Raw genomic sequence first — 13088 nt, 5'->3', positions numbered from 1 at the left:
GCACGGCGGTACCGTGCTCGCGTCAGGCCCATTATGTATGGCGCGATGCAGAGCTTTAGGTGCTCTGATCGACCAAGTCGTCTTCACTCATGCCTTCTTCATTGCCCACCACCTCGAGCTGTTCGAGGAAGAAAGCGCGGGCGGCCTCACCGTCAACACCGCGCTCACCGGCCTCGGCTTCCCACTGCTCCGGCAGGTCCGCCACCATCTGCTGGAAGCGTTCCACTTCTTCGTCAGGCAGCTCGATAAAGGTGTTGCCCTGCTCCTCGGCGAACTCGACGCCGCGCTCGTCCACCACATCCATCATGTAGCCGAACAGGCGGGAAAGCCGCTCGCCCGAGACCTCTTCGATGGCTTTACGATCCTCTTCGGAGAGCGACGCCCAAGTATCGGGGTTGATCACCAGCGAGAAGCTGCCACGGTAGAAGCCACCGGGCATCTGCACGGTGTAGGGCAGCACTTCGGCCAGGCGGAAGCTCTTGAGCCCTTCTAGCGTCAGCATGGCGCCGTCAATGACGCCCTGTGTGGCGGCCTCGTAAGTGCCTGCCGGAGGCAGCGCCACACCGGTGAGATCGAGTGCGTTGGAGATGTCGGCCATGGTCCCGCCGCCGATGCGCACGCGCTTGCCGTCAAGATCATCGAGGCTGTCGATCGATTCGTCGAGGTAGAGCGCGCCGGGTCCGTGCACCCCGAGACCAATTACCTCGACGCCGCGGTGCTCACCGGCCTCGGCCAGGTAATCGTTATGGGTGCGCCAGTAGGCTACCGAGGCGTCCTCGGAGGAGAAGTCCTCGAAGGTGGGCAGCTCGGGCAGTTTGGTCAGCTCGAAGCGTCCCGGCATTAGACCGTGGAACAGCCAAGTGGCGTCGGCCACCCCGTCGGCCACCAGCTCCATTTGGGCATCGGGCGGACCCAGGTCGTGGATCACGTTGACGGTGACGCGACCCTCGGTAGCCTCCTCCACCCAACTGCCCCAAGTCGGCCAGACGATGGTATTGACGCCGTGATTAGGCCCCGCCCAGGTGCTGACCTGCAGCTCGGTGGCGGCGGTGGCGCCTTGGAAGGCCCCTAGGGTCATCAGGGCGGAGAATGTCGTCAGTGTTGCCAATTTTTTCATTGTTGATTTCCTTTGTTATTCACTTCAGGTTTGGCGTACGCCTCGGGGCGTTTTGATTATTGTCGGTATTAGAGAGAGAGCACCAGGCGCTTGTCCTTGGCGCGCGAACAGCAGGCCATCATACGGTCATTGGCGTCGCGCTCGGTACGGCTGAGCACCAGGTCACGGTGATCGATGTGGCCCTCGACCACAGCCACTTCGCAGGTACCACACAGGCCTTCGCAGCAGTCGCTAGGCACATCCACGCCGGCCGCCGTTAGCGCCTCGAGCAGGGTCTGATCGTTGCCGACCTGTACCGTCAGGTCGGAGTCCGCAAGCACCGCTTCGAAGGCATGTTCGTTCGCGGGATCAAGGATGCTGGAGCGGGCGGTGAAATGCTCAACATGCAACGTCCCCTCGGGCCAATTCACCGCCAGCGACTCAAGCGCCTCCAGCATGCGCTCCGGGCCGCAGGAGTAGACCTGCTCACCCTCGGATAGCCCGCCCAGTACCCTTGGCAGATCGAGTCGACAGCCTTCATCACCCGCATGGACAGTCAGCGCTGCGCCGTGGTCACGCTCGACCCTATCAAGAAAGGCCATGGTTCGCCGCCCGGCGCCGCAGTAGTGAAGCGTATAGGGCTTGCCGAGCGCCTTGAGTCGATCGGCCATGGCAAGGATCGGCGTAATACCAATACCACCGGCAATCAGGGTATAGCGCGTTGCCGTCTCGTCCAGATGGAAGCGGTTCTTGGGACCGGCAATATGCAGCACATCACCCGGCTTGACCGTATCGTGGAAATGTACCGAGCCGCCGCGCCCCTCGGGCTCGCGCAGGATAGCGAAGGACAGGCGGCTACGATCCCCGCGTGACCCGCACAGCGAGTAGTAACGGCGCCATTCGTCGGAGACCAGCTCGATATGCGAGCCGGGGGACCAGTCGGGCAGATCACGTCCATGTGGATCGACCAGATCAATGCGGATTACCGCCTCGGCCTCGCGTTCCACCTCGGTGACCACGACCCGGCGCAGGATGTCATCCTTGATAGGCGCACCAATGTGGAAGTGCGTGGGGTTCTCCAGCACCGAGCGGGTGCGCCGCTCAGGATTCTGTGCCGGCTCCCATTCCACCCACAGCGACGTGGGTCCACGAAACGAAGTATTGGGCAGATACTCGAATGTCTGATCCTCGACCAGATGCACATGCGGTAGACGGCGGACAAATTCATCGAGGATGACACGCATCTCCATCCGGGCAATGTTCTTGCCCATGCATTGGTGCGCACCGTAGCCGAAAGTCAAGTGCTCCGCTGCGTTATGGCGGTAGATATCGAAGTCGTCGGGATTCTCGAAGTGGCTCTGATCCCGGTTGGCCGACGCCTGCACAATCAGAAGTTTGCCACCCTTCGGAATTTTCTCTCCACCCACGATAGTGTCGTCGGTAGCGATACGACGCCAGGCCACGACCGAGCCGGCAACACGCAGACACTCCTCGATCGCGCTGGGAATCAGCGCGGAATTCTCACAGATATCGTTCCAGGATTCACGGTTCGATAGCAAGGTACGAAAGGCATTGGTGGTGGCGAAGGCGGTAGTTTCATGCGCAGCCACCAGGATCGCCATCATCATCGAGCGCAGGTAGCTCTCCGGGACGATGGCGGGATGCACCTTGTGCATGCGGATCGAATCGTACATCCAACCCTCGCCGGTAGGCTCGGCATACATGCGGTCGAGGATATCCTGAGCCGTCTTCCAGAACCGGCCGACATCCTCGGCAATCTGAAGCTGCTGCTCCGGAGAGGGGCGGCCCCAGGTATTAAGCGTATGAGCGACAGAGAACTTGCGAAGCTCCTTGGCGTCTTCATGGGGTACACCAAGGAAGCGCAGTGCGACGGTCATGGGAATTTCCCGAAACATCTCACCCACCAGATCCGCACGTCCCTTATCGATGAAGCGATCCATATAGTCACGCACCAACTCACGTACCCATGCCTCGTGCTGTTCGAGATTCTCGGGCAGGAAGGCATCCATCAGCAGGCGGCGGCGTTCCATGTGGTCCGGTTCATCCTCGTTGACCATGGTGCGGCGCATTGCGAAACCGTAGCTCTCGAGGATTTTCGTTGCCTCGGGCGGTGCCGGAGTGAGCTTCTCCAACGCGATGGATGGCGAGAAGGTAATGTTGTCGCGAAATACCGCCTTCACGTCATCAAAGCGGCTCACGACCCAATAGCCAAGCTTGGGGCTGAAGAACACCGGCTCCTGCTCACGGGACCAGCGCAGCGCCTCGGCGGGGTCGAGCTGGTAGGACGCGCCGAAGGGGTCGAAGGCGGCCGCCTCGGGCGAGACCGGGCAGCCGGTAGGCGACTTCATCGTCGCCTGGTCGTCGGCATGACCCGGCGGATGAAAAGGGCAGCCTTCTGCCATGGTCTCGGGTTGATGGGAGGGTATCGTCATGATGGCTCCAAGGGACAGTCTGCTTGCCAGGGCTTTTTTTCTTGTTACTTTTATCGCACACTTAAAATCTTTTAGCGCACATAGGCAAAATAGGCGAAGTCACCTGCGTCGTCAATACATGCCTGCGGCCGTATGCACTGCGCCATGCTTGCCGACCACTAACCATCCACGTTCTTACGCCAGTACGAGGTGCACCACCGATGTCTTCCACCCTGCAAACCCTGGATCGCGGCCTGCTCGCCCTGGAAATCGTCTCCGAGCATAAAGAGGGCATCACCATCGCCGGGCTCGCCGAGCAGCTGGGAGTGCACCGGGCTATTGCCTACCGCATCGTCACCACCCTCGAGGCACACGCCCTGCTCACCCGCACCCCCGAGGGCCCTGTGCGGCTAGGCGCCGGCATCACCCTGCTCGCCTCACGCTTCGAACCGCAGCTGCACGCCGTGGCGCAGCCGTTATTGAAAACACTGGCCAAAGCGACTCGTGCCACCGCCTTCGTCTCCATCGCCCAAGGAGAGGAGTGCGTAGTGACGCTGGTCGCCGAGCCCGACGAGGGGATGCTGCGGGTGAGCTATCGAGTCGGCAGCCGCCATCCGCTGACCCAAGGCGCAGCTGGCATTGCGATCCTGGCTGGGAGAATCCCGCAGGATGATGACAGTCCCGAGGTATGCCAGGCCCGCGCCGAAGGCTACAGCCTCACCCGCGGACAATTACAGCGCGGAGCCGTGGGAGTAGCCAGCCCCATCGCCACCGCTCGTCTGCGCGCTGGGATCGAAGCCTGCGTCGGGGTGGTGGCGATGGATGATCTGGATACCGAGAGGGCGATCCGAGAGGTGAAGGCCTCCGCCAGACAGCTGGTCGAACTGATTGGGCAATAGGCAAAAGCGACAGGTGGAAAATCTTGAGTTTTGTAGCGATCAACGGATCATCGCCACGGATGGAGGCGAGAGGTCGCAGTCTGAGCTCTGACACTCACCTTTCTTTATCTAAGCGGAATCGCGGGAAAATTTTCCGGTTTTCCTCGCTATGTAATTCTGGCGTCCCTGGCAGGAGTCGAACCTGCGACCTGCCGCTTAGGAGGCGGCTGCTCTATCCTACTGAGCTACAGGGACTTAGGCGGGCGGGTAGTATAACTTCTTGCCCTCTCCAGGCCAACCACTGCCTTAGATCCAGCCAAGCAGGCTCAATCCGAAAATCCCCAAGGTAACCGTGAGACTGGCCATCAAGGTGGTGAGCGCAATGATGTTGGCCGCAAGCGCTGAATTGCCCCCCATCGCTTTCACCATCACGAAGCTTGCCGCTGCCGTCGGGCTGGCAAAGAACAGGAACAACAGCCCTAACTCGCGCCCCGAAAAGCCATACAGCCGGGCGGCGATGGTGGCCACTATCGGCAGCACCAGCATTTTCATGCTGGCGGCGCTGAACGCCACTGCCTGGCCTTTGCGCACCTCTCTAACCGAGAGCGTGGCACCGATACAAATCAGTGCCAGCGGTAGCGTCAGGGAAGCAAAATAATCGCCGGAGGTCATCAGCCAACTAGGCAATGGAATTTCCCAGGCGGTAAAGGGAAGCGCCACCAGCACTGCCAGAATCAAGGGATTTTTCACCAGGCTATATGACAGGCTGCGCCAATTCGTGGACTGCTCAGGCTGGTAATTGGAAAGCACGATTACCGAGAGAATGTTATACATCAAAATCACCACTCCCAAGAGCAAGCTACCTGTCGAAAGCCCATAGTTGCCATACATGCCCGCCGCTAGCGCCAGCCCCACCACGCCGCAATTTCCACGAAATGCGCCTTGCACATAGACGCCTCTGTCAGCCGCGGGCACTCGATAATGCGCCCAACCCCAACTCAGCAGGAACTGGCCTAGCGTGGCAAAAGCAAAGAACAGCAACAGCTTCACATCCAGAGCCACCTGAAGGTCCGCCTTTATCAGGCTGAGGAAAATCAGTACCGGCAATGTTCCCTTGAATACCAAGGTCGAAGCGGTGGACACAAAGGCGCCATCAATCCAACCTAATTTTTTAAGCCCCAGCCCGATAAACACCATGGCAAATACCGGTAGAGTGATATCCAAAGTACGAGAAAAAAGTTCGACCAGGCTCATCAATAAGCTCTCGCGCAAGTAAGCAAAATGCCATACTCCACCGTTCGCTCAGTTTTGTCGACAGGCTAGACAGTACCTGCAACTTAATGGAAAGTAGGCAAAAACATGCACGCTACTGCACAGGCTTCGTATGCTCCCGGCATCTTTTCATCCAATGAGCCCCAGCGATTACAGGCATTGAACAAAATCCTGCCACATTCTGCGATTCGATTCTCTGAATGAAGCGTCAGTTAAGGCAGAGCAAGGCGTTAGCCTTGCTTGCTCTTAGTGCTGTATGGATATATAGTTATCCGATGGCCATCATTCGTTCTGACACCCTCACTCTTCAGGTCATTAATGCCGATCAGCAGCAGGCGTTGGCGGATACGCTAAGGCTGTATCGACGGCTGGTGCGCGATCTGATGACCGTGGCCTATACCCACTGGCCGATGGTGGGGGGGCTGGCAAAGGCAATGACGTCGTTAAGGTGATCGAAGGGCTTATTCATCCGACCCGCCAGCGGCCGCAAGTACGCTATCCCTATTTCGCCAAACGTTACTACAAATTCCCTTCGTACCTTCGCCGCGTGGCTATTATGGATGCCGTGGGCCAAGTGCGTTCATTTGGCACTCGATTCGATCAGTGGCGATGCGGTAAGCGCAAGCACTCCCACGCGAAGCCGCCACGCCTGACCACCCGCACCCATACGTTCCCCAGCCTTTACGGCAGCCAGTGCGCCAAAGTGAATGCTGAGGCCACGCATGCCTTCATTAAGGTGCGTTGGCAGAACGACTGGATCTGGATGGGCTTTCAGCTCAAGGGCCAATGCCGCTTTCGCGGCAAGGGCCAAGCGAAATCACCGCTGCTGACCTATAACGGTCGCCACTGGCAGCTCTCGTTACCCGAACAGTTCAAAACCCACCGACGCCCACCAAAGGCACGCCTAATCGGGTGCTGGCGGTCGATGTCGGTATCAACACGGCGGCCACCTGGGCCGTGGTCGATGCTCAAGGCACTGTCCATGCACGCGGGTTTATCTCGCGCACGGATAAAGACCGTGAGTATCGGCTCATGCAACGCATCCGTCGTGCTGCGCGCAAACACACCCGCCACGGGTGCCGTTTGCCGGTGGGCTTTTGCCGTCAGGATCACCAGCGTTTAACTTACCTGGCTGATAACCAAGCCCATCAGATCAGTCGACAGCTGGTGAACCTGGCGCTCAATCATGACTGCCAAGCCATGGCCGTCGAAGACCTCAAAGGCTGGCGCCCGAAAGCAGGCAAAAAGCGCACGCCGATGAAAGCGCGCTTTCACCGCTGGTTTCACCGCCAACTGGTTAATCGTATCGACAGCAAGGCAGAAGAAGTCGGCCTAAAGCGTGTGCGCGTGTATGCGCGTGGCACGTCGCGGCAAGCGTTTGATGGCTCGGGGCCAGTGAAACGAGACGTTGCCAATTACAGTCAATGCACGTTTTCAAGCGGCAAGCGGTATCACGCCGATCTTAATGCCGCCTATAACATCGCCGCTCGCGGCCATGTCTACTTCCAGGGCGGTCAGCGCAAGCAGACCGCCCGTGTGAGGTCGCAGACGTCGACCCACGCACCGAGAACCCCGGTAACCCTCTCCACGCTCTGGCAACAGAGCGCGTGAGAGGGATTAGAATCCGCGACTCTATTCTGTGAATGAATCGGCGGAGGGTTCAATCAAGTCATCGACCACCAGCAAGCTTTCAGCGATACCTACCAAGTGAATGCACCCACGAATCATGCGGCGTGTTTATCTGCACCGCAAGATGACAGCGGCGGTTGATAACCAGCGTGGGAGATTTCACCGTGCCAAGAAGATGGCGCTGGCGCACCGCCTTGATGGCGACGTCGTGCCATAGCCACTCGTTGCCATCCCAGAGTTTGAGGCTTGCTGTAGTGAAGCCATCATCAAACTTGACCAGTTACCCGCGATATATCACTGGATAACAGCCCGCGACTGGGTTAAAGCGTGGCGGCTTGGCGGACGCTATCAGCCTGCCCTTCACCATCGAAGGCCAGCGGCTGAAAGTCACCACGAGTAGCAATATCACTCATTATCCGCAAGACAGTGCTGACCCTGACGCCTTGATTCGCTGGCAACATCTTGAACGTGGCTTACTTCCTCCCCACTTGTTATCCCTGGAAATCCTCGAATCCGCCACGCTGCAAGCCGAACATTAATGATGAGCCGGGCATTACCTAGACCAGCTTGCGCGGTATGCTGACATCCCAGTTTTGAGAATAGACACGCTGCTCTCCCTCGTAGGCATCCAGCGTGGCATGCACTATAAACTCCTTCGAGTTCGAGGTGAGTATCGTCCGGGTGACGGTTCTAACCTCCCAGTCACCGCGCTTTAATGAACGATCCCAACGTGCCTCCCCTACCACACTGTCGAAGTCGTCGTCTTTCGAACGGTAGCACTCCACTGCTTTGGTCTGCACTTCAAGACCCGAGTCTTCCAGACGGATGACCCCATTGTCATTGATCACTTCAAGCGTAGAGGAATCCTCGGCCAAGTCACGATGCATATACCAATTATGATGGTCGGGCTCGAGACGCTTCGCCTGAATCGTGGGAGCGGCTTCGGCTTCTTCAAAGGCCAGCTGCTTATCCTCCGCCCGTGGCATTCGCACCGGTAATTCCAGGGTGCTATCGCGCTCTATTACCGAAAGACGAACGTGCTCGGGGGGTGGCCAAGCAAGCGGCCAATAGGAGGTAGAAATCGATAGACGCAGCCGATGGCCGCGAGGGAATACCTGAGCCACGTCATTGAGCTTGACCCGCACAGTATAACGACGGCCAGGCTCAAGTGGCGTGGGTGTTTCATGGCTTTCTCGGTGAGTCAGGTTGAGCAAGCCGTAGGTGACTCGCGTGGCCTTATCATCAGGCGCGACATTGGAAAGGCGCACCGCCACCATAGCCACCGGCCGATCCACCGAAAATGCCAGTTCAAACACCGGCGCACCCATGAGCTCCAGCGTCTGCTCCAGTGGCGGGCTATCGAAAGTCAAGGCTCCCCCGTCTTCTTCACGCTGGTCATGGGCCAAATCAGGCCCTGCCGCATAAGAGCACCACTTACCAGCGAAAAGTCCACAGCTCAACGGCGACTGTACGGTCAGCGCCGTTTCTTCATCCGTTCGAGTGCCGTCAATGGACAATGCTCTTTGTGCCAATGGCAAATACCAAGTGGTAATCTCAGGACAAGGCCAGCTCGGCTCCATCACCCAGCGACCAGGGCGGTGGCCGTAACTGGTGGTGGGTGGCATGCTGTCCTGCATCCAGACCCTGACCGCCGGATCCTCCTTGACCCCGGTTTCTTCATCCTTGAGCCATTGATCCCACCAGCGCAGGCATTCCTGCAAAAAGCCGATGGCCGGGCCAGGCTCGCCCAGATGCGGATACTTGTGGCTCCATGGGCCAATCAGTCCTTTACATAATTCGGGCAGGTTCTCTACCAGCCGCTTGACGGCATTCGAATAGCCGTCCGCCCATCCACTGACAGCCAGCACGGGCACTTTCACTTTCGAAAAGTCTTCGCAAATGGAACCATGTTTCCAGTAAGCGTCGCGGTGAGGGTGTTTGAGCCAGGTGATCAACCAGGGGTCATTGCCCTCCAGGCGCTCATGCCACATTTCACGCCAGGCATCTCCGACCACCGAGGGGTCGGGAGGCAATGAATTATAAGCGAACATGGTGGAGGCCCAGGAAAGGTTATCTCCCAGCAGACAGCCCCCCATGTAATGCACATCATCGGCATAACGATCATCGGTAGAACAGATACTGACTACCGCCTTGAGTGCGGAAGGCTGCCGGGCGGCAAGCTGCAAGCCATTGAACCCACCCCAGGAAATCCCGATCATTCCGACACGACCGGTGCACCAAGGCTGATTTTCCAGCCAGCGCAGAATTTCCTCCCCGTCGAGCAGCTCCTGCTCGAGGTATTCGTCTTTCAGCAAACCACCGGAATCACCGCTGCCCCGTAAGTCGACGCGAATCGAGGCATAGCCATGCCCAGCAAAATAATGGTGGTGCATGGCGTCTCGTCGCGCGGACCCATCGCGCAGACGATAAGGAATATACTCGAGAATCGCAGGCACCGGCCGCTCATCGGCATCTTCCGGTAGCCACAGGCGCGCATTGAGTTGGACCCCGTCACTCATGGGAATCCATACCGGGTCACGGCACTCAACGCGACGGGGAAAGTCAGTTACCTCTTTCATTGAGCTTTCTCCTGCTATAACGGCTCGATATCAAACGTCAACATATCGCGACACTGTTCAATCCGCTCTTCCAGGTCGTCTCGATTCTCGGCGCCGATAAACAGCACGCCAAGCTCATAAGAATAAGAATCCTGGTGAAAAAGCTCCGACAGGCGCACGCCTTCGCGTACATTAAGATAGAAAATCGTGCCCGGAAATGCTTGCTTGACCCGTTGGATTTCCTCTTCCGAGGGGACGCGACGCACGATGCCATCCTCGAAAACCCGCAGCATCTGCTTAGCTGCCAACGGGTAGCGGCCTTCACCTCGAGGCATCCGCGGCGTTATGCCCACTCCCAGATCAACCATCACCTGAAAATGCGGTGCACCATCCACCAACTGGAAGATCGCCGCATGCGAGCGTGATAAACGCGAATTGATCTCCAGGAGCCAGAGTTTGTCATTCTCTTGGTCATGGTAGAATTCAATATTGAAGGGGGCGTTATCGTAACCAATCTGGGTCATCACCCGCCGGGCATAGTCGATGATCCGTTGCTGGACGTCATCGGGAAGCGCAGAGGGATACTCGTAACGCAGCAACACCGAGCGATGACCCTTCCGCACAGAATCAATCATTCCGGTCACCTGGATCTCGCCATTTTGCACGAACCCTTCCAAGGTGCATTGCCAGCCAGCGGAGATAATCCCCTCGGCGATACATTGATTCCCTGTCACCGGCGCGATGTCATCGGGCAAGTCGAGATATTTCATCACCTGATTCAACGGCTTTCCGAAGTTACCAATTCCCTTGCGGATGGTGGGCAGCACGGATTCAAGCTGCTCGGCATTTTCGATCAGAAAGCCGAGGTATGACGAGTGCGCCTTCACGGGCTTTATCCAGAACGGATAGTCAATCTCGATGGTATCGACAGCATTTTCATCGAAGGGGTCGACCGCCTGAAACGGCGGCACGCAGTCCGGCACAGCCCTGGACTGCTCAAGACGACTCCAATACTTATGCTCGCATTTTAACACTGCCTCCAGCGAGGGTCCCGGTAGTCCCAAGTTCTCTCGGAGTACCGGGAGTAAGGCGCTGGTAGGGAAATCCCAGTAACCCACGATGGCATCCACCACGCCGGAAAAATCTTCCAGCTCCCGCCTGGCATCTGCTACCAGCTGATCGAAATCATATTCGGCGGCATGTGCCACTTCATCCAGTGGCAATAGACCACGGAAATGGTAGTCCTCCACATGGCGCAGCTTGGGCAATAATTCCTTGCCCAAGTCGTCATATCCCACTACGAAAACATTCCAAGTCATGTTGCCTCCATACTGCCGACAAGTTCAGATAGTCTTTCCGCTTATATTTCCACTTATCTTGTATTTTAAAAGTAGACGGCTTCGCTGTTCTATTCAAAGCAGGGCAAAGGCCAACGATTCCACGTCATTGCCGTCAATTCAGAAGCCGATACTGTCGAAATACAACTTTTCGATGGTGAGCGCGGCGCGGCCCAGACCGAACAGGATAGCGAAGCGCGAGCAAACTTGACGAAACAGTGAACCGGTCTAGCCTTTTCAAAAGTCACTCGATAGCAGCACGGGACCAGGAGTAGGGGGAACATACATGGACGACAAATTTCTGTCGATTAACGAGCTCAATCTCGTCATCGTGCTGGCTGATCCCCGGCTTGACAATCCCTACCATGCAAACGAGGCGCAAAAGGCGCACGACCGCAGCGATGTTTTGCGGCTGAAAAAAGCCATGAGCCGGCTGATCGAAGATAATCACATCACCTACCTGGACAATCATCGTTTCCTGGTCGACGAGCTGCGTCGGATCAATCCCGATCTTGTTCTGAACTTTTGCAATGCCGGTTTCGGCAACCAGCCCGAATTACAGATGCATGTGCCAGCGTTGCTGGAAATGTTCGGTCTGGCGTTCGCCGGAGCGGATGCCACCTGCCTGGCGAAGTGCCATGACAAAGCTTCAATTAATGCTGCAGCCTCGAAGCTTCATATCCCGGTTCCAGGCATGGAATTGTTGCGCCTGAGCACTGCTGACCTGCCGCAGCGCTATCCCGCCATTTTGAAACTCAATGAGGGCAGTGGCAGCATGGGCATTTCCACCGGCTCGGTGGTTAGAGATCAGCAGCAAGCCTCGGAACGACTCTCGAAACTGGCTCGGGAGAGCCCGCACTCCGAGTGGGTGGTGGCAGAGGAATACCTCGACGGCCGCGAGTTCAGCGTAGCCGTACTGGGAAGTTCGGAGCCTGGCCAGCCACCATTCTGTCTACCGGCATTGGAAGTCGACTTCAGTAAGCTGCCTGAAAGCCTGCCCAGAATCATGACGCACGACTCAAAAGCGGACTCAACCTCGCCATACTGGCAGCAACTGGTGATAGTACCAGCGGGACTACCGGAGGATACCCGTAAAGCCGTAGAGTGCCACTGTATTCAGATGTACCAGCGCCTGGGTTGCCATGATTATGCTCGCTTCGATTTCCGAACCGATGATCATGGTACGCCGCGACTGATTGATGCGAATGCGCATCCGGAGTGGGGAGCAGAGAGCATGATGGCCCAGATGGCGGGCTTTGCGGGTCTCCAGTACGAGGACTTTCTGGTTCAAATTATAAGTAGCGCCCGCTGCCGCGCCGCGCCGAGGAAAGCACCGGCGCTATTCCCGAAAACCCTGTCACCTGTCGTGAATGCGCGCGGCATCCGCCTCCGCCTCACCCGACCGGAAGATATCGCCTTCGTCCGCGAGGTAGAGTCGGCGCCAGAGAACCAGAATCTTGTCGAGCAATGGCCCGCGGACAAGCACCTCGACGTTCTTCACGAAGCGCACTGCAAGCACCTTATCATTGAGGATGAGGATGGGGCAGCGGCCGGCTATGCGATTCTGGAAGGGTTACAGCGTCCCGAAAAGACGGTACTTCTCCGCCGTATCGTGGTCGCCCGCAAACATCGTGGCATCGGTGACCGGGCACTGGAGGCCATTGAGCGTTACTGCTTTGACGAACTCGGCTTGCCCGAGTTGAAATTAGAGGTGCACGACGACAACAGTAAAGCAATAGACCTTTATCGGCGACACGGTTTTGAAGAAGAGGGGCGATATGGCATGGTGCAGATGGCGATGCATAATCGCCACTTCCAGGCACCATCATCCGCTCATGGCGGCTCTCCCCACCACTCTCCCCACTGAGGAAGCCACGCCGTGTGCC

At 57.7% G+C, this 13088-nt stretch carries 11 protein-coding genes, 1 tRNA gene and 1 pseudogene; 7 read left to right on the top strand and 6 right to left on the bottom strand.

Going from position 1 to position 13088, the window contains the following annotated elements; translation table 11 throughout:
* Positions 1 to 55 precede the first annotated feature (55 nt).
* Together LG290_RS05145 and LG290_RS05140 are read right to left on the bottom strand one after the other, a co-directional pair.
* Positions 56 to 1117 carry a TRAP transporter substrate-binding protein gene (locus LG290_RS05145; RefSeq protein ID WP_499836508.1) on the bottom strand — a complete coding sequence of 354 codons (1062 nt, stop codon included), beginning with the start codon at positions 1115 to 1117 and terminating at the stop codon, positions 56 to 58.
* A gap of 68 nt (positions 1118 to 1185) precedes the next feature.
* Positions 1186 to 3549, bottom strand: coding sequence for a cytochrome P450/oxidoreductase (locus LG290_RS05140; protein WP_499836507.1), 2364 nt, complete (start codon positions 3547 to 3549; stop codon positions 1186 to 1188).
* 200 nt (positions 3550 to 3749) lie between these two features.
* Between LG290_RS05140 and LG290_RS05135 the strand changes: the two genes are divergently transcribed.
* Positions 3750 to 4427: an IclR family transcriptional regulator gene (locus LG290_RS05135; RefSeq protein ID WP_499836506.1), complete on the top strand. Its 678-nt coding sequence runs from the start codon at positions 3750 to 3752 to the stop codon at positions 4425 to 4427.
* 157 nt (positions 4428 to 4584) lie between these two features.
* Here the strand turns inward: LG290_RS05135 and LG290_RS05130 are convergent.
* Both LG290_RS05130 and LG290_RS05125 read right to left on the bottom strand, forming a co-directional pair.
* A tRNA-Arg gene (locus LG290_RS05130) sits at positions 4585 to 4661 on the bottom strand.
* Positions 4662 to 4712: 51 nt separating this feature from the next.
* Complete coding sequence (locus LG290_RS05125) at positions 4713 to 5660, bottom strand: AEC family transporter (RefSeq protein WP_499836505.1); 948 nt, start codon at positions 5658 to 5660, stop codon at positions 4713 to 4715.
* A 293-nt stretch (positions 5661 to 5953) separates the two neighbouring features.
* Here LG290_RS05125 and LG290_RS05120 point away from each other — a divergent pair, with 293 nt between their 5' ends.
* From LG290_RS05120 to LG290_RS05105, 4 genes and pseudogenes are all read left to right on the top strand, one after another.
* Positions 5954 to 6130: a hypothetical protein gene (locus LG290_RS05120; RefSeq protein WP_499836504.1), complete on the top strand. Its 177-nt coding sequence runs from the start codon at positions 5954 to 5956 to the stop codon at positions 6128 to 6130.
* Positions 6127 to 6357: pseudogene (locus tag LG290_RS05115) on the top strand (IS200/IS605 family accessory protein TnpB-related protein); the annotation flags it as partial. The gene LG290_RS05120 and the pseudogene LG290_RS05115, both read left to right, overlap by 4 nt.
* 233 nt (positions 6358 to 6590) lie before the next feature.
* Entirely contained in the window at positions 6591 to 7289 is a 699-nt protein-coding gene (locus LG290_RS05110) for an IS200/IS605 family accessory protein TnpB-related protein (RefSeq protein ID WP_499836503.1), read from the top strand.
* Between the two features lie 353 nt (positions 7290 to 7642).
* Positions 7643 to 7846, top strand: a complete 204-nt coding sequence (locus LG290_RS05105; RefSeq protein ID WP_499836502.1) for a hypothetical protein — start codon at positions 7643 to 7645, stop codon at positions 7844 to 7846.
* Positions 7847 to 7864: 18 nt separating this feature from the next.
* Here LG290_RS05105 and LG290_RS05100 read toward each other — a convergent pair whose 3' ends face one another.
* Positions 7865 to 9886: a CocE/NonD family hydrolase gene (locus tag LG290_RS05100; RefSeq protein WP_499836501.1), complete on the bottom strand. Its 2022-nt coding sequence runs from the start codon at positions 9884 to 9886 to the stop codon at positions 7865 to 7867.
* A 14-nt stretch (positions 9887 to 9900) separates the two neighbouring features.
* Positions 9901 to 11184 carry an ATP-grasp domain-containing protein gene (locus LG290_RS05095; RefSeq protein ID WP_499836500.1) on the bottom strand — a complete coding sequence of 428 codons (1284 nt, stop codon included), beginning with the start codon at positions 11182 to 11184 and terminating at the stop codon, positions 9901 to 9903.
* 84 nt (positions 11185 to 11268) lie between these two features.
* On the opposite strand from LG290_RS05095, the gene LG290_RS05090 reads away from it, so the two are divergent.
* The gene (locus tag LG290_RS05090) at positions 11269 to 11424 is read left to right on the top strand and encodes a DUF6763 family protein (RefSeq protein WP_499837034.1); all 156 of its coding nucleotides are present in this window, start codon (positions 11269 to 11271) and stop codon (positions 11422 to 11424) included.
* A 64-nt stretch (positions 11425 to 11488) separates the two neighbouring features.
* Positions 11489 to 13069, top strand: a complete 1581-nt coding sequence (locus LG290_RS05085; RefSeq protein WP_499836499.1) for a GNAT family N-acetyltransferase — start codon at positions 11489 to 11491, stop codon at positions 13067 to 13069.
* Positions 13070 to 13088 lie beyond the last annotated feature (19 nt).

The sequence above is a fragment of the Halomonas sediminis genome, from assembly GCF_044871105.1.
Classification (GTDB): domain Bacteria; phylum Pseudomonadota; class Gammaproteobacteria; order Pseudomonadales; family Halomonadaceae; genus Vreelandella; species Vreelandella zhuhanensis.
This window is presented reverse-complemented; position numbering and strand designations above follow the sequence as displayed.

Coding starts and splice junctions, on each gene's coding strand:
- LG290_RS05145 (WP_499836508.1), bottom strand. CDS start 1,117: ATGAAAAAATTGGCAACACTGACGACATTCTCCGCCCTGATGACCCTA.
- LG290_RS05140 (WP_499836507.1), bottom strand. CDS start 3,549: ATGACGATACCCTCCCATCAACCCGAGACCATGGCAGAAGGCTGCCCT.
- LG290_RS05135 (WP_499836506.1), top strand. CDS start 3,750: ATGTCTTCCACCCTGCAAACCCTGGATCGCGGCCTGCTCGCCCTGGAA.
- LG290_RS05125 (WP_499836505.1), bottom strand. CDS start 5,660: ATGAGCCTGGTCGAACTTTTTTCTCGTACTTTGGATATCACTCTACCG.
- LG290_RS05120 (WP_499836504.1), top strand. CDS start 5,954: ATGGCCATCATTCGTTCTGACACCCTCACTCTTCAGGTCATTAATGCC.
- LG290_RS05100 (WP_499836501.1), bottom strand. CDS start 9,886: ATGAAAGAGGTAACTGACTTTCCCCGTCGCGTTGAGTGCCGTGACCCG.
- LG290_RS05095 (WP_499836500.1), bottom strand. CDS start 11,184: ATGACTTGGAATGTTTTCGTAGTGGGATATGACGACTTGGGCAAGGAA.
- LG290_RS05085 (WP_499836499.1), top strand. CDS start 11,489: ATGGACGACAAATTTCTGTCGATTAACGAGCTCAATCTCGTCATCGTG.